This is a genomic window from Rhodovibrio salinarum DSM 9154, from assembly GCF_000515255.1.
GTDB lineage: Bacteria > Pseudomonadota > Alphaproteobacteria > Kiloniellales > Rhodovibrionaceae > Rhodovibrio > Rhodovibrio salinarum.
In genome coordinates this window covers 2,397,048-2,415,967 of the sequence record NZ_KI911559.1, presented here as the reverse complement: position 1 = coordinate 2,415,967, position 18,920 = coordinate 2,397,048, and the positions used below count along the sequence as shown (strand labels likewise).

Sequence of the window (18,920 nt, the reverse complement as noted above, 5' to 3'; positions counted from 1 at the left end):
ATGACGCCCGACCGGACCGCGCTTCGCGGCATTCTTTTTGATAAGGACGGCACCCTGGTCGATTACGAAGCGACCTGGGCACCGATCAACCGCCGGGTCGCCGAGATCGCCGCGCGCGGCGACCCGACGCTTGCCCACCGGTTGCTCGAAATCGGCGGGCACGATCCGGCCGCTGACCGGGTGCGTGGCGGTAGTTTACTCGCCGCCTCCCACACGCGTGAGATCGCGCAGGCCTGGATCGAGGCGGGGGCGGACTTTGCCCTCGACGACCTGAGCCAGCAGATGGATTCCGCGTTCGCCGAAGGCGCACGCAATGCCGTTCCGGTAACCAACGTGGCCGGCCTGTTCGATCGGCTGCGCGCTCGGGGGTTCGCGCTCGGGGTGGCGACCAGCGACGGTGCCCAGGCTGCCCGTGCCACCCTCGCCCGGCTCGACATTGACACGGACGGGCTGTTCGTTGCCGGCTATGACAGCGGTTTCGGCGGCAAGCCGGAACCGGGGATGGTCTGGGGCTTCTGCGCGGCCACCGGGCTCGCCCCCACCGAGGTGATCGTGGTCGGCGACAACCTGCATGACATGGAGATGGCCACAGCCGCCGGCTGCGCCGCGGCGCTTGGCGTGCTGACCGGTACGGGCAGCGAGGCGGAACTGGCTACCAAAGCGCACACCGTCTTGCCCAGCATCGACGCGCTTGAACCCTGGCTGGATCAGGGCCGATGAGCGCCTAGCCGTCGCCAGGGTACGAACGCTCTCGATCGCGGCATCACAGGTAAGAAAAGCCCGGTAGAGCGCAGGCCCCTATCGGGTTTTCGGTCAGCTCATCCGCCCCAACGGCTGCTTTGCGCATGCCATGGGGTGCAAGCGACTACACCTGCTTGAGGTCGTAACGGTCCAGATTCATGACCTTGTTCCACGCCGCCACGAAGTCCTGAACGAACTTCTCCTCGCCGTCGTTGGCGCCGTGGACCTCGAACACATCCCGGTTCTCGTCGGCGGCCTGCCACTTCGTGCCAAGGTCCAGCAGGTTCGCGAAGAAGTCGTTGCTCAGGGTCTCCGGACGATCGGTGAAGCCCCCGCACTGGGAGCCATCCCAGTTGGCGTTCGCGGCAAGCATAGCCCGCCGTACAAATGGGCTCATAGAAAGTCCCAAAACGGTTGGCGTTCCTGCTATGGCTTCACCAGGAACATGATCCCAGACCTGTTTGGTGAAGCCGTGCCCAACAACATGACGTCGCCAGCCTTCCTGACTTCGACCGCGACCCATCCGAGCGCACGCGGACCCGCGCCCGCGCGGCGCGGTCTTATCCTATTGCTGATCACCTTCCTCATAGCGCTTGCGACGCCCGTGCTCGGAGACGATAGCGCAACGTCGTTCGAAGCACAGATCGACCGTGACCTGATCGAAGCTGTCGCGGCCGGCAAACCCGGTAGGGCCGCCGCAGCGCTCAAGGCCGGGGCAAGCCCGAACGCGCGCGTCCGCCCCGACGGGCGTACGGCGCTAATGGTCGCCGCGGACCATGGTCACGCCAAGTTGGCATCCCTGTTGCTGAAGGCCGGAGCCGATGTAAACGGGCGCAGCGGCGACGGCTGGAGCGCGCTGATGCAGGCAGCCTACGGTCGGCACGGCGACGTTGCGAGGGTCCTGCTTGATGCCAGCGCCGCGACCGATTTGCGCGAGGACAAGTACGGAAACACAGCCCTCCTGATTGCCACACGCCGGGGCGCCGACCGCACGGTGGTCGCTCTGCTCGACCACGGTGCCGACCCGAACGTCCAGGACCACGCCGATGGCAACACGCCGCTGATCAATGCGGCGAGCGCGCCGTTCGGCTTGGCCGCCAGCATCGCCGACACGCTGCTTCAGGCCGGCGCCGCCCCGGACGTTGCGGCACATGACGGTTTCACGCCCCTGATGGCGGCCGCCCGCACCGGCTCGCTCGCGATGGTGGACCAGTTGCTCGCGGCCGAAGCCAGGGTGGACCGGCAAAACACCTCCGGCGAGACCGCGTTGATGCTGGCCGCCGCCAGCGGCCAGACGGCCGCCCTCGATCGGCTGCTTGAAGCAGGAGCCGATCCATCGATCCAAAACGCCAAGGGCAACACAGCGATCTGCCTGGCGATCGACAGCCGCGCGCGGCAGAGCGTCGACCAGCTGATCGCGACCGGCGAAGACGAGGTGTTGACCACGCGCTGCCGCGATGGCCTGCCGCCGATCGCCCGCGCGGCGAAGCTGGGCGACGCGCAGCTGGTCGACCGCTTGCTCGCCGCCGGCGTCGATCCCGACCAGCCGGGGGCTGATGGGTCGACCGCGCTGATGTGGGCGGCCAACCGCGGCGCGGCCGGTGCGGTACACCGGCTACTGGACGCCGGCGCCAGCCCAACGGCCCAGGCGAAAGACGGCTGGACCCCGCAGAAGGCTGCGCAGATGCTAGGCGACACCGAGATTCTGCGGCTTCTGGAGCAGGCAAACTAGCCTGCGAACAACAAGACTCCCATGACCGATCCTGACCTGCTTCTTGTTGCCGTCCTGGTCTTCGTCTGCGCGGGGATCGTGAAGGGCTTGGTGGGGCTGGGCATGCCGACCATTGGCCTCGCCGCGCTGACACTTGCGAGCGATCTGCATACCGCGATGGCGCTGGTGTTAGTGCCGGCCTTCGCCAGCAATGCCCGCCAAGCCCTGCGCGGTGGCCAGGCGCGTACCATTCTCAGGCGTCTATGGCCCTATCTGATCGCGGCCGTTGCGCTAGTGCCGCTTGGTGCAACCGCCCTGACGCGCGTGGATATGGACCTGCTGTCCGGATTGCTCGGCCTACTGCTGGTGGTCTACGCCGGATCGGCGCTGGCGGGCTGGCGGCCGGTCCTGGCCCGGCGGCACGAACGCTGGACCGCACCGCTGGTGGGCGGGATCAACGGCATTCTAACCGGCATGACCGGGGCGTTCCTGGTGCCGTGCGTGATCTACCTGCAGGCGATCCAACTGCCGCGCGACCAGCTGATCCAAGCAATGGGTATCCTGTTCCTCTCCGCGACGATCACGCTTGGCCTGACTTTGGGCGGCAATCACCTGCTGTCGACCGACCTTGCCCTCTTGTCGGTGCTGGCAGTGATACCGGCCTTCGCCGGCATGCGGCTTGGCGAAGGATTGCGCCGCCGGTTGTCGGAAGCGCGCTTCCGACAGGTGTTGCTGACCGCGCTCCTGCTGGTAGGACTTTACCTGATGGCACGGGCCGCCTGGACGCTGGTCTGATCAACCGCCGGGGAGCGGAAAGCAGGTGCGCCCGAGCGTCCGCCCTTCTGCGACGACCTCCGCGACTGCCGCATCGACACCGTAGACCTGCTTGAGCAGATCACCGGTCAACACGTTTGTTGGCGGCCCGGACGCCGCGATCCGTCCGCCGGCCATCACCAGCACCCGGTCGGCCAGACGCAACGCCTGATCTGGGTCGTGGCTGGCCAGGATCAGGCCGGTGCCGCTGGCCTTGAGCGCACGCACCTGCGCCAACACCCGAACCTGATTGCCGAAGTCCAGGCTGGCGGTCGGCTCGTCCATCACAATGTAGGGCGTCTCCTGCGCCAGCGCCCGGGCGATCAGCACCATCTGCCGCTGCCCGCCCGACAGGCGTGTGAACGGATGCTCAGCTAGATCCTGGAGGCCAAGGCGGTCGAGGGACCGTGCCGCCGCGGCCCGATCCCGCGCGCCGGGCGCTCCGAATGGTCCAAGGTGCGCCGTCCGCCCCATCAGCACCGTATCCACCACCGTGAAGGGGAAGAAACCGCCCGCGGCCTGCGGCACGTAGGCGAGCCCGCGCGCCAACTGCCGCCGGCTCAGCTCCTCCAGAGCCTGCCCGTCCAGCGTGACCGTGCCGCCCAGTCCCGGGATCAGCCCCAGCAGCGTCTTGAACAGCGTGGACTTGCCACACCCGTTCGGCCCCAGAAGCATCACGAGTTCACCGGGTGCAAGGTCGAGCGTGAGATCACGACCGACCGCCGTTTTTCCATAGCCGATGGCAAGCTCGCGGGCGGTGAGCGTCATTGCCAGCTCCGCCGCGCCCGGGCGAGTACGAACAGAAAGAAGGGCGCACCAAGGAAGGCGTTGAGCACGCCCAGCGGAATCTCGATCACGGCAGCCGTGCGCGCGATGTTGTCGACCGCCAGCAGATAGGCCGCACCGATCAGCATCGCTGCGGGAAGCAGCCGCACAAAGCTGGGACCAACCAGCATGCGCGCGATGTGCGGCACGATCAGCCCGACCCAGCCAACCATGCCCGCGATGGATACAGCCGCAGCGGTCATCAGGGTGGCGCAGGCGATCGCCAGCGCCCGCAACGGCCCGGTACGCAGGCCAAGTGCGCGGGCCTCCTCATCCTCCAACGATAGCACGTTGAGCCGCCAGCGCAGCAGCACGAGCGGTACCAGACCGATCAGAACCGGGAGCAGGACCGGCAGAATGTCCATCAGACGCACGCCGGACAGCCCGCCAAGCAGCCAGAACTCGATCGCCGGCAGCTGGTCGTAGGGATCGGCGACGTACTTGATCAACGAAATCGCCGCGGAAAACAGCGCGCCCACCACCACACCGGCCAACACCAGCACCAGCAACGGCTCGTGCCGCCCACCGGCCAGCTGTGCGATCGCGTAAACCACCGCGACCGCGACAAGGCCGAACACGAACGCCATCCCCTGCACCGCCACCACCGGCAAACTCATCAGGATCGCCAGCGCCGCGCCAAAGCCCGCGCCGGAGGAAACGCCCAGGATATCCGGCGAGACCAGCGGGTTGCGGAACAGCCCCTGGTAGGTCGCCCCTGCCGCCGCCAACCCGGCCCCGACCAAGCAGGCCGTGGCGATCCGGGGCAAGCGGATGCGCCAGACCACGGCCTCATACGTGTCCGGAAGACCGTGCGCGCCACCGAACAGCTTGGCCGCGACAACCTGCACGAGCTCCCCCGGCGCAACCGGGAACTTGCCGATCGCGAACGACAGCAAGACCAGCGCGACGATCCCCAGTGCCGGGAGCAGATAGCCCACCACCCACCGCGGCACGCCGCCGGCCAAGGGAGCCTCGGCGGTCATGCCGGCCATCCGCTATCCTCGGTGAAACGTGCTGCCCGGCTAGACAACATAGCGGGATGCCGGCCCCATCGCACCTTCGACAAACGCCTCACCGCCGCTCCTCCGGCATCGCGGTGACCAACAGGCGGTCGAGCTGGGTGTCGCTTGGGCTGACGTGGTAAAACAGCTCGTAGAAACGGACAACCTCGCCGCGCAAACTGCCGGGCATGCGCTCTGGATAGAACAGGTGCAGCAGCCAACGCACCCCGATCAAGCGGTTGACCGACGGCGGCCGGTCGAACCAGCCGAACGGACGTTCGGGCGCCAGATAGACGCGACCCTGTTGCACGGCCTGGACCTGCGACCAGACGCCGTCGGGGTCCTGCAAGCTGTCATAAAACGCCGGATTGATGGTGACGATCACCTCCGGGTTCCAGGCCAGGATCTGTTCCAGGTTGACCGCGCCCAGGCCCGGCTCGTCGGTATCGTCCGCCACGTTGCGGGCACCGACCAGCGACAGGATCTCCGCGTTCAAAGACCCCGCGAACGCAGTCGTCAATCCATCCGCGTCGCGGCCGTAGTAGACCCTGGGTCGCTCGGCTTCCAGAACCTGCTCGCGGATCCGCTTGGCCAGGGCAAGCGTCTCCCGAGCATAGGATGCGAACCGGTCCGCCCGCGCTGGTTTGCCGAGCAGTTGACCCAGCTTGCGATAGGACGCCGGTAGCCCATCGAAACGCCCACCCAACAGGACGGTCGGCAGACCGGTCTGCGCCATCAGCCGATCGGCGGCGGAGATATAGGGCTCCCGTACCGCGCCATAATCGAACAGAACATCGGGGGCGAGCGTCAGCACACGTTCCAGGTTCGCGGTATCCCCCCGTCCCGACAGTCGGCCGATCACCGGAAGTTCCTGATAACGCGCCGGCATCAGGCCCTGCATGTCCGATGGCAGCGTGCGCGTCCAACCGGCCAGCGTTTCCGGCGCTAGAGTGTAGAGCAGGATCGACGCCGGATGGCCGGTTGGGTAGACGCTGTCCACCTGGCCTGGCAACTGCACGGTACGACCGGCGTCGTCGGTAAAATTGCGCTGCTGTGCGCCGGCCGCGGTTGCCGCGAAGGCACCTGTCGCAAGCAACCCGGTGACGACAAGGGCCCATGCCGTGTGGTTTGCCAATGCACCGCGCAAACCTTTACAAACCTTCCGGAACGAAACACCGCAATGAGGCCAGATCACAGCGGTTGATGTGATCCCGGGCCCCGACCTCGAACGCATGGACATGGGAGAGCCTTTCGATGGCGATCAGCGCACGCAACACGCTCAGCGGTACCGTGAAGGAGATCAAGCGCGGCATGGTCACCGCGACGGTCAAGGTGGACATTGGCGGCGGCAACGTCATCACCTCCTCGATCACCCTGGAAGCTGCGGAGGAACTCGGCGTGGCCGAAGGCAAGCCGATCAACGTGGTGATCAAGGCCAGCGACGTCATGCTGGCAACCGACTGACCGCTGGCTGCCGTTGGCAAGCGCGCTTATCGGCGGGTCTGCGGGCTGGGCGGTCATGAAGTCTTGAAGGCGTCGGTCGTCTCATAGCGCTGTGCTGCGCCCGAGTGCGTACCGCTTGGCCGCCCGGACAGCCGACCCCGCACCCAGGGCCAGAGCCAAGCCAACAAGCAGCCAAGGACGAAGCCGGCAAAGGCGTTCACCGCTAGTGTCGCGGCTGCCGTGGCCGCCAGAATCGGCCAGTTCACCAACGGCTGGGCACGGGCGCGCAAGGCACTCGCCAATTCCCAGCCTGTCGCGACAAGCAGGCAGCCCACCGCCGCTTCCGGTACCAGCGCGAGCAGGGCCGGCGCCTCGCCCCCGACCAATCCCGCCAAGATGAGACAACAACTGCCCATGATCAGCGGGGCGCCGCGCCCACGCGCGCCGAAGCGATGGTGCGCGGCCATGCCCCCGGCGCCGTGACACATCGGATAGGCACCCAACGGGGCCAGTAACAAGTTCGCGGCTCCGGTGGTGAGCGCCAGGTTGCGCGGCGTTACCCGGTGCGCGCGTTTTGCGAACAACGTGCCGCTCAGCGTCGCCGTGACGATGATCGCGTTCGTCAACGTGAGTGGAATCTGCGGCAGCGCGGCCAGTTCAAATCCACGCCACAGGTCCGTCCAGGACGGCACGATCAGCGCAAGGTTGGGGAGGCCAGGGTCAAGCGATACCGCTGGCACGCCATCGCGCACTACCGCCACCCCCGTCGCGCCGGCAAGCGCAACAAGCGCGGCCGGGCACCGCGGCACCCATAGCAAGGCGACCAGCAACCCCGCAGCCACGACCGCGATCACCCAGTCGGTCAGCATCATCCGCAGACCCAGCAGCGCAAGCGTCAGGCCGAGACCGAGTTGCAAGCCGCTCACCACCGCATCCGGAACGATCCGCGCCAACCGCCCGATCGCCCCGGTCACGCCAAGCGCCAAAAACACCAGTCCAACGATCAGTCCGCACGCTGCCACACTGCCCGGAGACATGTCGGAGACCAGGATCGCCGCCGAAGCGGCCTTCATTGGCTGCACCGCCACCGGCAGCGCATAGATCAACCCGGTTGCGATGTAAAACAGACCAAAACCGGCCAACACGCCGAACGGCGCCATGCCGACAACGCTCAGCGCGGCCACGACGTGCGGCAGGAAAGTGCCCAGATCGCCGAATGCGCCGCTTAATTCCCGCGACCAGTGGGCGTCTTCTCGGTCCTGCGGCATCTCCTCGCTACAACCGTTGCCGTGTTCTGCATAAATATGTTCTTGAGTGCACATATTCCATAATTCTGTCGCATTATGAAAAACATGCGGACCGAAACGGTAGCGCTCGTTCAGGGAACCGGCAAGTCAGGAAACGATCAGCACGATCGCCCCGCAAATCACGCAGGGTCCCGCTGCTGTCGTGAGACAACGCACTGACTTGTCTGCGTCCGTGCCGCCAGCGATACACAACGCCTCACCCGTATCGTGATCTCCGTCATAGCCAAGCAACATGAAATGATTGTCATTTGATAATCCGCAATGCTGCCCACCCCCGGAGGGCATACCCTCGGCCCTAAGCTGAGAAGGTCAGCGTAAGAAAGGCATGAAAACAGCCAGCAGACTACCGGACTTGTCGCGCCAGGCCCATCATCACGGATCAGCATGACTCTAGCAGTGGGAATGGGCGTGTGGACTTAGCCGGAGACGCGAACGTTATGGTCTATGCGACAGCGCACAGCTTTTTTTTACCCTCGAGAGGGAATAGCCCGGCATCCCCTAGGTCATCGAGTTCGAGCAAGAGGTTGCTGCGGCACTTCACGGGGCATAGCGGATCTCCGGGGCCGCCGCTTAACAACGGATACATCTTCCTTTAGGCATCAGGGGCACTCCCATGAAACGCCTACCCCACCAGGACTGTCGACTGCTTCGACGCCTCCTAGCCGGATATAGTCTTCGTCAAATCGCCCGGATCGAAAAAATCAGCGAGCCCGAAACCCGAGCCTGGTTCGTCCAACTGATCCAAAGGATCAGTCACAATGCGAACGGTGGAGACACTCGCCAACCCGGGATCGATGGACCACCCCACCCGAACGGTCTGAACTAGATGCCGCGCAGCATGCCAGCCCAACTCCCGTCATCGGTGAGCTGGCGTGGCTGCTACGCGGCCAAGGCAAAACGATCGCGACCCTTGGGTCATAGCGCGCGTACAAATCCCTCCGCCAACAGCAAATAACTGCTGCCGACGGAAATGAACGTCCGCTACTCGGCCGCATGCCGGCTGGGCGAAGGCTTCGTCCCGGCCGCATCCCCGTTATCGTCAAAGGCGTCCATGCATTCCTGTCCGGTCTTGCTGCACAAATCATAAATCCGCCCAGCCTCGTCGGCGTAGACGCGGACCGTGCTTTCCAGACCCGACATCTGCATGCGCAAGGCCTCGCCCGGATCATTGCATCGCGCGGCGCGTTCCAGCGTGTCCAGATTGTCCTGCAACCGCCGGCCGGAGAAGTCCATCAGTTCCGTCATCACCCGTGACCAGCCATCCATCCAACGCCGTGCAAGCTCCGCATTGCCGGTCATCATCCGGGCCACCTGAGATTGCATGCTGGTCATCGTATCCTGGAACGGTGCCATCATCGCCGCGGCGTCACTTGTCTGCTGGCTTTCAGACTTGCGTGTCGCCATATCACGCCTTCCTTTCGTCTAGCTTGAGAGTGCCGAGAAAAGTGGAAATGACGGGTAGTCGCAGATGCCAGGCGGTACGCCCCCAGCATCTCTGCAGGTCATTCCCGGTTGATCGTGATCCTACTCGCTTTGGCAGCGCTCTCCGGCGCCTTGGGAACGGCGATCGTCAGCACGCCATCCTTGAAACGCGCTGAAATCTTGTCGGCATCAGCCGTATCCGGCAGGCAAAACGCCCGGCGGAAGGTGCCATAGCGCCGCTCGCTCATGCGGACGTTCTTATCTTCGCTCTTCCGCTCGGTGGTCTTTTCACCAGAAACAGTCAAAACACCATCGGTATGCTCGACGTTCACATCCTCCGGGCTCAGCCCCGGAAGTTCGGCCGTAATTTCGATATCCTTGTCGCTTTCACGCACTTCGAAGCGAATGTCCGCGCCATTGGCGCCGGCGAAGGCGGCTGGCCAAGCCTCGCCGCCGGAGAGCGACGGCACCGCCCCACCGGTCAGCATATCGTCGAACAGACTCTCCATACGTCGACGCAAGTCAAAGAAGGGGCTGATCCAACTGGTCTCCGGCGCGGTCTCGCGCGGACGTGCCTGCAGCTTGCTTTCCGTATCGGCCATATCATGCCCTCCCACAGAACGCCTTGTGGCCAATGGCTGACGGCCGCGCCAATCGCTGCGATGGGACGACCGTCAGCACCGGACAGTTTGACCGAAGTACCGGCCCACTGGATTGACTCCGATTAAAAGTTGCCAATCCTCTTTAGGGGTACATCGAAGTAGCCCCCTACCCGGACACTCCTGCTGCACGTCGCCGTTGGTTATCTGCCGGCAGGTTCCGCCTCGGGATGCGTGCGGGCGAAATGCGCCAACACCGCACGCAGCTTCAGCACCTCCTGCATGTCTCCACGCGCCCGTGCTGCGGCGATATCGTCCAGGATGAAGTGCTTGATCCGTGGCACGCCGTCCGGCGTGTGGCACAGATAGTAGCCGAATTCCGCTGCGCAGATCTCAGGCACGCCCTCGTGTTCGGCGATTGCGTGAATCTCGTCTTCGGTAAGCTCGGCCAGTTCCATCACGTCTTGATAAGTTAACATGGCGCACCTCCCATCCAGCGCCACGGATCAGAATAGCACCGTCTGCTGTAGGGTCGTGAGTCCCTTGTTTTGTCCACGATCAACGCTTTGCCGGCGCAGTGGCCCACAAGCTGGTAGCAGATCCTGCATCTGGGACATGGCCACGATATGAATGACGAAAAATCGCCGGATGATCGCGGCGCCCCCGAGGGGCTTGCGCACGAGGTTACGAGCGAACCGCGCAAGACCGCTCAATCCGCGCCCGACGCACAAGCACATCCGGGCGGCTCGCGCAGCGCGCGACCAGCCCGGCGCAGGCGGCAGGCGCCCTCGGTGGAGCCGACCCTGCCCCCACCCCCGATGAGCAGCGACGACTCCCCCTGGGCCCGGACGATGGTTCCCCTGCCGCCAGGTACCGACGTGCTGGACCGGGTGTTGCGGGCCAATCTGGCCACCTGGACCGGCAACATATCGCCGCCCTCGCTCGGGCTCGCGCTTGCGGATTGGCTGTTCCACCTCACGCTGTCGCCCGGCAAGCACCTGGAACTGCAGGTCAAGGCGCTGCGCAAGACGACCCGCTTGATGACCTACGCCTGGCAACGCGTGGGCGATCCCGATACGCCGCCGTGCATCCAGCCGCTTCCGGGTGACCGGCGGTTCAAAGAGCCAGAGTGGCAGAACGCGCCGTACGATCTTCTCTACCAGGGCTTTCTGCTAACCCAGCAATGGTGGTGGAACGCCACCAACAGCGTCGACGGCGTCGCGCCGGCGCACGAGCGGCGTGTCCAGTTCATGGCCCGTCAGATGCTGGACACCGTCGCGCCGTCGAACTTTCCCTGGACCAATCCGGTGGTTGCCGAAAAAACCCGTGACCAGGGCGGCGCCAACCTGATCCGGGGATGGGAGAACCTGATCGCCGATATTCAACGCCAGCAGGCCGGGGCCGCGCCGGAGGGCACGGAACGATACCGCCCCGGGCAGGACGTGGCGGTAACACCGGGAACAGTGGTGTTCCGCAACCGTCTGATCGAGTTGATCCAGTATCACCCGACCCGGAAGCGCGTGCACCCGGAGCCCGTATTGATCGTGCCGGCCTGGATCATGAAGTACTACATTCTCGATCTGTCGCCGGAAAACTCGCTGATCCGCTACCTCGTCGACCAGGGGCACACAGTCTTCTGCATCTCCTGGCACAATCCGACCGCCGCGGATCGCGAACTCTCGCTAGAGGATTACCGACGCCTCGGCATCGCCGCCGCACGTCAGGCCGTGCAGGCCATCGTGCCAAACCACGACATCCACGCAGTCGGCTACTGCATCGGCGGGACCCTGCTGTCGATCGAAGCGGCGCGCATGGCCCGTGACCGTGAACGCGAGTTCGCCTCCCTTACCCTGTTCGCGGCCCAGGTCGATTTCACCGAACCGGGCGAGTTGGAACTGTTCATCGACGAAAGCGAGGTCTCGCTGCTCGAGGACACGATGTGGGCCAAGGGCTACCTCGAGACGCGGGAGATGGCCGCCGCCTTCCAAATGCTGCGCTCCAGCGACCTGATCTGGTCGCGCATGGTGCGCCAGTACCTGCTGGGCGAACGCGACCGGGTCAACGACCTGATGGCCTGGAACGCGGACGCAACCCGTATGCCTTACCGGATGCACGCCCAATACCTGCGCCAGCTATTCCTCGCCAACGAGCTCGCACACGGCCGCTACTGCGTTAACGAGCGGCCGGTCGCACTGCCCGACATCCGCGCACCGATCTTCGCGGTAGCCACTGAGACGGATCACATCGCCCCCTGGCGGTCGGTCTACCAGCTGCACCTGCTGAGCGACACTCAGATCACCTTCGTGCTGACCCGCGGCGGGCACAACGCCGGAATTGTCAGCGAACCTGGACACCCCGGGCGGTACTACCGGATACATACAACCGGGAGCACCGACGCCTACCGCGATCCGGAAGTCTGGTTTGGCCAAGCAGAGGTCGTCGACGGCAGCTGGTGGCCGGCCTGGCATCACTGGCTTGCCGAGCACTCTGGCGCACGACGTATGCCACCGCCCGAGATCGGTAATGCCGCAGCCGGCTACCCACCCCACGAACCGGCGCCTGGCAGCTACGTGTTCGAACGCTGATCCGGCGACACATCCGTTGCTTGAGCGGCGGAGCCGTTCGAACCGATCGACTCGCCTTGGGCAATGTCTTTTTGACTACCTTGATGGGTCTTGTGTTCTGAACTGATCAGTCCAATATCCCAAACATGACCCCACTGGCCCCGTCCGACCGACACGTCGCGAGCCCCGGACGCCCGCGCAGCTTCGACAAGGAGGCTGCGCTGGCGGCGGCGCTCGACGTGTTCTGGCGACAGGGATACGAGGCGACCTCGCTGGATGACCTAACCCAGGCAATGGGCCTGAGCCGGTCCAGTTTCTATTGCTGCTTCGGCGCCAAGCACGCCTGTCTGCTCGCAGCCCTACGCGCCTACACCGATCGCAGCGTAACCGATCTAACCACCGTCGCCCGGAGCGCCGAGACTCCGCGCGCGGCGGTGCAGGCGATGATCCGGTCGATGGTGGACACGCAGGACGGCTGTCGGGGCTGCCTGCTGGTCAACTGCATCACCGAGCTGGCCGGCAACGATCCCGAGGTCCAAGCGGTGGTGCAGCAACACCTCACCCGGATCGAGGGACTGATTGCCCAGAACCTCGCGCCGGCCCTGCCAGGAGAAGCGCACGAGACGGTCGCAGACCGGGCGCGTGCCGTGGTGGCCATCACCATCGGCGCGATCACGCTGCGCAAGGCGGGCGTTCCAGGCGATCAGATTGCCCGGGCCCTGGACCAGGCGGAGGGCCTGCTTCCGGCCGGCTGACAGCGTATCAGCCTTCATCCAACGGCAACGACGTGGGCCTATTTTTGGACCAAACAGTCCATAACTTAGCCAAACCGAACGGAGACGACCGATGACCACACCAAAGCTGTTCACCCCGACGACCGTGGGCGACATCCAGGTGCCCAACCGGGTTGTCATGGCGCCCCTGACCCGCAACCGGGCGCGCAACGAGACCAACGAGCCTTTCGACCTACACGCCACCTACTACAGCCAGCGTGCCAGCGCCGGCCTGATCATCAGCGAGGCCACGCAGATCACCCCGGAAGGTAAAGGATACGCCTGGACGCCAGGCATCCATTCGCAAAAGCAGATCGACGGCTGGCGTCAGGTTACCGACGCGGTGCACGCCGCGGGCGGACGCATCGTGCTGCAGCTCTGGCACGTCGGGCGAATCTCGCACACCTCGCTGCAGCCGAACGGACAGCCGCCCGTCGCCCCGACAGCGGTGGCGGCGCAATCCTACACCTTCGACGGCAACGGTTTCGTCGAGACCTCCACGCCACGCGCGTTGGAGACGGACGAGATCCCCAGGGTCGTCGAGGACTACCGCGTTGCCGCTCGCAACGCCCGGGAAGCCGGCTTCGACGGCGTCGAGGTGCACGCTGCCAATGGCTACCTGTTGGATCAGTTCCTGCGCGATCATCCGAACCAACGCACCGACCAGTACGGCGGCACCATCCAAAACCGCGTGCGCATCCTGCGGGAAGTTCTGGAAGCGGTGACTGAGGTCTGGCCGGCCGGCCGCGTGGGCGTGCGCTTCAGCCCCTTCTCCAACTTCAACGACGTCGCCGACAGCACGCCGATGGAAACTTTCGGCACCGCGATCGACGTCGCCAACAGTTTTGGGTTGGGCTACATCCACCTGATTGAAGGGGAGACCGGCGGCAGCCGCGATCTACCGGAGGGCGCCAGCTACGCCGCGCTGCGCCAGCGGTTCGACGGCGCCTATATAGCCAACAACGGCTATGACCGACAGCTGGCAATCGACGCCGTCGAGAGTGGCAAGGCCGATCTGATTGCCTTCGGCCGGCCCTACATCGCCAACCCGGACCTGGTCGAGCGGCTCCGGCGCGATGCACCGCTCAACACCCCGGACCGTGACACCTTCTACGGCGGTGGCGCCGAAGGCTATACCGACTATCGTTTCCTGGCGGATAGTCACGCGGCCTGACCCAATTTCTTTCCAACCGGCCCCTCGCGCACCCGAAACCGGTGTGTGGGGGGCGTCTCCGGGCTCAGGTATTCAGATCCTGTAGCAGACGACCGTACTTGCACGTCTCCCGCAGGACGTCACCCAGCGTGGTGAAGCCCTGTCCGCGCAACATCGGCAGCATTGCGCACAGGGCCGCGGCCGTCGCTTCGGCATCGCCGGCGGCGGTATGCCGACGCTCGGCCGGAATCTCGATCCCGAGGCGAGCACACAAAGCATCCAGATTATGTGCCTCATTGGCCCCGAACAGGATCGCCGACAGCAATACCGTATCCACCACTGGCTGGTCGAAGCGGGCACCGATCGCCGCTTCCCGCCGTTTCAGGAAACCAAGGTCGAACGGCGCGTTGTGGGCAACGAGCACGGCCTCCCGCGCGAAGGCATGTAGCTGCGCTGCGGCCGTGGTGACCGAAGGCGCCCCCGTGACCTGATCGTCGGTAATCCCATGCACCCGCGAGGCCCGGGGTGGAATCGGACGTTTCGGGTCAACGAGCGTGTCCAGGGCCTCCCCAGCCACGACACGGCCGTTGACCACCCGGACCGCCGCGATCTGGACGATCTCGTCCCGGTCCATCTGCAAGCCGGTGGTTTCGGTGTCGAATACGACATAGGGCACCTCGATCAGCCCCCGCTCGGCCAGCGGCCCATCGCCCTGGCGCTCCAGCAGTTCGAAATCGAATACCAGCGGTCGCGCCTTGGTGGGCGACAGCGGCACGTCCCGCGGCTCCAGGATCAACATTTCGCCGAACCCGCGCGCCAGTGACTTCAGGCGCACCCCAACACGCACATCCCCGTGGACGGCCGGGGCATCGAACGCAACCTCCCGATCCCGCCACACAAGCTCACCGCGCGCGGCCTCGATGGCCGACCGGTCGAAATAATCGTAGATCGGTGCCCCAAGCCGCGGTGGCGCGATCTGCGCCAGGATGGCCCCGGCCTGCGCATCGTACAGCACGATCCGGTCGGACGGACTGATCAGGACGACGGCGACGGGAATCTCGCTCAACAACGCAGTCAGCCACTCCCGCTCCGCCTGCAACCGACCGGCCGCTTCCCCAATGTCGGCCTGCAGGCCGCCCTCCCCCAGCCGCTCGGCAATCGCCTGAGCTGCGGGCCCAAGATCACCCAAATAGCGCGCGTCGATATCGGAAAGCTGCCCCGCCCCCGCGTGTGCCTTGGCGCGCAACTGACAGGCCAGCCGCTGGATCGGTTTGGCGACGTTTTCATCAAACAACAGCCAGACCGCCACACTCAGCCCCGCGATCGCGAAGGCCGACAGAATGCCGGCGGCAAGAAAGCCGTTCCAGGCTTCGGGCGCATCGGCGTAGCGATAGCCCAGCACCAACCCGCCCCCGACACCGAGCACGTTCGCCCCGGCCAGCAGTGCGAACAGCAGGAAGATCCGCACCCGCAGGCCGAGGCGCGTGGACATCACGAGCTTTCCGCGCAGCTCGCGCGCTGCACCGGATCGTCGGTAGAGACCTTACGCCACTTGACGTTCGCGATCCCACCGTCCGGACCGAAACGGGCCTGCTGCGTCAGACGCGCGCGGAGATCGCGGGCACAATCGACGACGACCGTGGCTTCACGCGGCTGCGACCAGCGGCCGTAGAACAGCAGCTTGACGATACGCCGTTCAGGTCGGTTCGGGTGGGTGCGGATCGACGCCCGATCGATCGCAACGAAACGGTCGACATAGGAGTGAAGGTAGGTCCAGGGCCGGTAGATCACCTGCGACTGATGGGTATGGGCTACCTCTACCCCGGCGGGCAGGTTCTCCTGCGTCCGATCGTACCAGGTGTACTCGTTGGCGATGGTCACCCCGAGCATCCCCAGTCCGGCGAAAACCGGGACGACCCAACGCCCCACGCGCCCGCGCACAAGATAGCGCAGCAGCATGGCAACGCCGGCAGCGCCCACGCCCGCCGTGACGGTCGCGATCAATTCCAGCAACATGTAACTACGCACTCTCCCCAGAGGGCCAGCGCATCTTGTCGCGCACTTGGCCGTCTACTGCTTTTCAGACTTTAACCCACGCTACGGCCGTGGCCGAGGGTGGACTGTAACCCTTTCACCACCACGAAGGCATCGCGTAGATGGCTACGTTCCAGATGCGGCAGATCTTCGGGCGACATATAGTTGTTCGGTTTTTCGCCCTGCTCGACCCGGCGGGCCTGATGGCGTAGCCGGGTCTCGGCGATCGTATCATAGGCCGCGAGCAGATCGTCGCCGCCACTCTGACTGATCAGGCCGGCTTCGGCTGCCGCTTCCAAACGCGCGCGCGTGTTCACAGGCTTGAGCCGGCCCTTCAGCGCATAGATGCGCGCTAGGTCGACCACCGGCACCACGCCGGAAAGCTTAAGGTCGAGCTGGCGCTTGTGCTCGCCGGAACGGATCGTCGCAAAACCGCGCAGCAGACCAAGTGGCGGTGTGTGCTTAAGCGCGTTGGACGCCATGTGCGCGACGAAGATGCTGTTCTGGCGTGCCCGCTGCAACGTCTCCTCGTGCAGCCCCTCGAACAACGTGACATCGCCGCCGATCGGGCGCAGATCGAACATCACGCTGGCCAGCATCTGCGCTTCCGGGTTCGGCGTGTCGATCCAGTCCCGGAAGTAGCTACGCCAGACCTTCACCGGCTGGCGCCAGCGCGGCGTGGTCGCCATCATCTCGCCCGGGCAGTAGACATACCCGATCATATGCAGCCCATCGCTCACGAAGCGGGCGAGCTGGTCGAAATACGCCAGGTCCTCCTCGCGCACGCGATCGTCCAGCATCAAGCAATTGTCCTGGTCGGACACGCCCGTCTGCTCCTGCCGGCCCTGACTGCCGCAAGCGAGCCAGAGATAGCGGACCGGCGGCGGCCCCAGCTCCTGTTCCGCCAGGCTGAGCAGCCGACGGGTTGCCGCATCCGCGATGTCGGTGATCAGCCGGGTGATCGTCTCGTGGCGATGGCCTAGGCTGACCAGTTGGGCCAACAACTGGGGGATACGCGCGGTAACCGGAACCATCTCGGCCGCGCTGCCGGCCGTGGCGACCTCGCGCACCAGCGTGGCGGACGACAGCGCCTGGAAGCGCATCAGGTCGGTCTGGGTCACGATACCGCGTAGCTTGCCATCTTCGACGATCGGCACGTGGCCGATGCCGCGCTCCTGCATTGCGTGCAGGACGTCGGACCCGATCGCACGCGGCGACAGATGCAGCGGATCGGCGGTCATCACGTCGCGCACGGGCGTATCGCTCGGCAGATCGCGGGCAAGCACTTTGTTCGTCAGATCGCGGACCGTGAGGATGCCGACCAGCCTGCCGTTCTCGACCACGCACAGCGAGGAAATCCGGCGCTCGGCCATCTGACCCGCGGCTTCGCGCACCGACGTGTCAGGAGTGCAGGTGACCGGCTCGCCAGCCATCAACGTCGACACCCGCGAGGTTCCCAGATCGTCGCTGTCGCGCCGGGAGCGTCCGGAGCGATCGAAGAAACGCCGGGCCACCGCGTGATGGCGCAGAAACGCGTCGAAGTCGCCGCGCGGCAGCAGCAGGATATGGCTGTCGCGCACCGCCTTGGCCGTCGTGACCGCGATGCCGTCGCGCATCAGACCGCGCTCGCCGAACGAGTTACGCGGGCCCAGCAGCGACACCGGGGCATCGTTGGCGTCGCGCACCTCCACCTCGCCGGCATTGATCAGGTAGAGGCCCGGCAGAGCATCGTTCAGCGCATAAATCTGTTGCCCGGCTGCGTACGTGTGCTGCTCGAACCGCCGGGCAAGATCGGCGAGCATCGCATCATCCAGACTGTCATAGGGATGAACCGAGCGCAGAAACGCGAGCACCCCGTCTTCCGACAATCCGGCCGCCTCGGTCATCCGGGCCTCCCGTCGCGATCCATCCTCAAGAAAAGACGGGCCGGAACCCGGAAGGTTCCGGCCCGTCGACGCCGGTATCAGACGCTCGGCTCAGTGATTGGCCTGAGCCTCCGCTGCCCCTCGGGGTGAGCGGACGCTGTCGACCAGATCCTTGATCTCCTGCGGCGTGTCTTCGGTCGACTTGGAGACGATGAACGCCACCGCGAAGTTCACGATCGCGCCAACCGCTCCGATCGCCGTGGACTTCAGGCCCAGCAGCGAGCCGTCCACCGTGTCCGGGAACTGGTTCGTGCCCGGGATGAACAGCCACCCCTTGTGCATGAACACATAGCCGAGGGTGAAGATCAGACCGGTAAGCATCCCCGCGACCGCACCGCGGTTGTTCACCCGCTTGGTGAAGATGCCCATCATCAGCACCGGGAAGATCGACGCCGCGGCCAGACCAAAGGCGAGCGCGACCGTCTCCGCCGCGAACCCTGGCGGGTTCAGGCCCAGGTACGTGGCGACCAGGACCGACGCCGCCATCGCGATCCGGGCGCTCATCAATTCGCCCCGCTCGCTGATGTTCGGGTTGATCGCCCCGCGCACAAGGTCGTGGGAGACAGCTCCCGAGATCGCCAGCAACAAGCCAGCGGCAGTCGACAAGGC

At 65.3% G+C, this 18,920-nt stretch carries 19 protein-coding genes; 7 read left to right on the top strand and 12 right to left on the bottom strand.

All coding sequences use genetic code 11. From position 1 onward, the window contains the following. Entirely contained in the window at nucleotides 1-720 is a 720-nt protein-coding gene (locus RHOSA_RS0111160) for an HAD family hydrolase (RefSeq protein WP_037256138.1), read from the top strand. 145 nt (nucleotides 721-865) lie between these two features. On the opposite strand, the gene RHOSA_RS0111155 is transcribed toward RHOSA_RS0111160, so the two are convergent. After that, complete coding sequence (locus RHOSA_RS0111155; protein WP_200372037.1) at nucleotides 866-1,138, bottom strand: peroxidase; 273 nt, start codon at nucleotides 1,136-1,138, stop codon at nucleotides 866-868. 48 nt (nucleotides 1,139-1,186) lie between these two features. Here RHOSA_RS0111155 and RHOSA_RS0111150 point away from each other — a divergent pair, with 48 nt between their 5' ends. Then, nucleotides 1,187-2,473: an ankyrin repeat domain-containing protein gene (locus tag RHOSA_RS0111150; RefSeq protein WP_027288730.1), complete on the top strand. Its 1,287-nt coding sequence runs from the start codon at nucleotides 1,187-1,189 to the stop codon at nucleotides 2,471-2,473. 21 nt (nucleotides 2,474-2,494) lie between these two features. Next, nucleotides 2,495-3,247, top strand: coding sequence for a sulfite exporter TauE/SafE family protein (locus tag RHOSA_RS0111145; RefSeq protein ID WP_027288729.1), 753 nt, complete (start codon nucleotides 2,495-2,497; stop codon nucleotides 3,245-3,247). On the opposite strand, the gene RHOSA_RS0111140 is transcribed toward RHOSA_RS0111145, so the two are convergent. The 3 genes from RHOSA_RS0111140 to RHOSA_RS0111130 form a co-directional block, all read right to left on the bottom strand. Then, nucleotides 3,248-4,033: an ABC transporter ATP-binding protein gene (locus tag RHOSA_RS0111140; RefSeq protein WP_027288728.1), complete on the bottom strand. Its 786-nt coding sequence runs from the start codon at nucleotides 4,031-4,033 to the stop codon at nucleotides 3,248-3,250. It abuts the gene before it with no gap. After that, nucleotides 4,030-5,082: a FecCD family ABC transporter permease gene (locus tag RHOSA_RS0111135; RefSeq protein ID WP_437123667.1), complete on the bottom strand. Its 1,053-nt coding sequence runs from the start codon at nucleotides 5,080-5,082 to the stop codon at nucleotides 4,030-4,032. Before RHOSA_RS0111135 ends, RHOSA_RS0111140 begins: the two co-directional genes overlap by 4 nt. Before the next feature lie 79 nt (nucleotides 5,083-5,161). Then, nucleotides 5,162-6,226: an iron ABC transporter substrate-binding protein gene (locus RHOSA_RS0111130; RefSeq protein ID WP_037256134.1), complete on the bottom strand. Its 1,065-nt coding sequence runs from the start codon at nucleotides 6,224-6,226 to the stop codon at nucleotides 5,162-5,164. Between the two features lie 119 nt (nucleotides 6,227-6,345). On the opposite strand from RHOSA_RS0111130, the gene RHOSA_RS0111125 reads away from it, so the two are divergent. Next, complete coding sequence (locus tag RHOSA_RS0111125) at nucleotides 6,346-6,555, top strand: TOBE domain-containing protein (RefSeq protein WP_027288725.1); 210 nt, start codon at nucleotides 6,346-6,348, stop codon at nucleotides 6,553-6,555. Between the two features lie 53 nt (nucleotides 6,556-6,608). Here RHOSA_RS0111125 and RHOSA_RS21975 read toward each other — a convergent pair whose 3' ends face one another. The 4 genes from RHOSA_RS21975 to RHOSA_RS0111105 all read right to left on the bottom strand — a co-directional run bounded on the left by RHOSA_RS21975 (nucleotide 6,609) and on the right by RHOSA_RS0111105 (nucleotide 10,341). Beyond that, nucleotides 6,609-7,802, bottom strand: coding sequence for a putative sulfate/molybdate transporter (locus tag RHOSA_RS21975; RefSeq protein ID WP_051432059.1), 1,194 nt, complete (start codon nucleotides 7,800-7,802; stop codon nucleotides 6,609-6,611). A gap of 1,020 nt (nucleotides 7,803-8,822) precedes the next feature. After that, on the bottom strand, nucleotides 8,823-9,245 hold the full coding sequence (locus RHOSA_RS21970; protein WP_037256120.1) for a phasin family protein: 423 nt from the start codon (nucleotides 9,243-9,245) through the stop codon (nucleotides 8,823-8,825). A 98-nt stretch (nucleotides 9,246-9,343) separates the two neighbouring features. Then, nucleotides 9,344-9,865: an Hsp20/alpha crystallin family protein gene (locus RHOSA_RS0111110; RefSeq protein ID WP_051432058.1), complete on the bottom strand. Its 522-nt coding sequence runs from the start codon at nucleotides 9,863-9,865 to the stop codon at nucleotides 9,344-9,346. Between the two features lie 200 nt (nucleotides 9,866-10,065). Continuing rightward, nucleotides 10,066-10,341: a hypothetical protein gene (locus RHOSA_RS0111105; RefSeq protein WP_027288723.1), complete on the bottom strand. Its 276-nt coding sequence runs from the start codon at nucleotides 10,339-10,341 to the stop codon at nucleotides 10,066-10,068. Nucleotides 10,342-10,488: 147 nt separating this feature from the next. Here RHOSA_RS0111105 and RHOSA_RS0111095 point away from each other — a divergent pair, with 147 nt between their 5' ends. The 3 genes from RHOSA_RS0111095 (at nucleotide 10,489) to RHOSA_RS0111085 (ending at nucleotide 14,373) form a co-directional block, all read left to right on the top strand. Further along, nucleotides 10,489-12,447 (top strand): PHA/PHB synthase family protein, encoded by a 1,959-nt coding sequence (locus RHOSA_RS0111095; protein ID WP_242468792.1) that lies wholly within the window; start codon nucleotides 10,489-10,491, stop codon nucleotides 12,445-12,447. 125 nt (nucleotides 12,448-12,572) lie between these two features. Beyond that, nucleotides 12,573-13,181 carry a TetR/AcrR family transcriptional regulator gene (locus RHOSA_RS0111090; RefSeq protein ID WP_037256117.1) on the top strand — a complete coding sequence of 203 codons (609 nt, stop codon included), beginning with the start codon at nucleotides 12,573-12,575 and terminating at the stop codon, nucleotides 13,179-13,181. Nucleotides 13,182-13,272: 91 nt separating this feature from the next. After that, nucleotides 13,273-14,373: an alkene reductase gene (locus tag RHOSA_RS0111085; RefSeq protein ID WP_027288719.1), complete on the top strand. Its 1,101-nt coding sequence runs from the start codon at nucleotides 13,273-13,275 to the stop codon at nucleotides 14,371-14,373. A 64-nt stretch (nucleotides 14,374-14,437) separates the two neighbouring features. Here the strand turns inward: RHOSA_RS0111085 and RHOSA_RS0111080 are convergent, their stop codons facing one another. The 4 genes from RHOSA_RS0111080 to RHOSA_RS25750 form a co-directional block, all read right to left on the bottom strand. Then, entirely contained in the window at nucleotides 14,438-15,844 is a 1,407-nt protein-coding gene (locus tag RHOSA_RS0111080; RefSeq protein ID WP_027288718.1) for a 3'-5' exonuclease, read from the bottom strand. Beyond that, the gene (locus RHOSA_RS0111075) at nucleotides 15,844-16,368 is read right to left on the bottom strand and encodes a hypothetical protein (RefSeq protein ID WP_027288717.1); all 525 of its coding nucleotides are present in this window, start codon (nucleotides 16,366-16,368) and stop codon (nucleotides 15,844-15,846) included. The genes RHOSA_RS0111080 and RHOSA_RS0111075 overlap by 1 nt, the downstream gene beginning before the upstream one ends. Nucleotides 16,369-16,439: 71 nt before the next feature. Beyond that, on the bottom strand, nucleotides 16,440-18,272 hold the full coding sequence (locus RHOSA_RS0111070; protein WP_027288716.1) for a DUF294 nucleotidyltransferase-like domain-containing protein: 1,833 nt from the start codon (nucleotides 18,270-18,272) through the stop codon (nucleotides 16,440-16,442). A 90-nt stretch (nucleotides 18,273-18,362) separates the two neighbouring features. Beyond that, on the bottom strand, nucleotides 18,363-18,917 hold the full coding sequence (locus RHOSA_RS25750; protein WP_244880632.1) for a sodium:solute symporter family transporter: 555 nt from the start codon (nucleotides 18,915-18,917) through the stop codon (nucleotides 18,363-18,365). Nucleotides 18,918-18,920 lie beyond the last annotated feature (3 nt).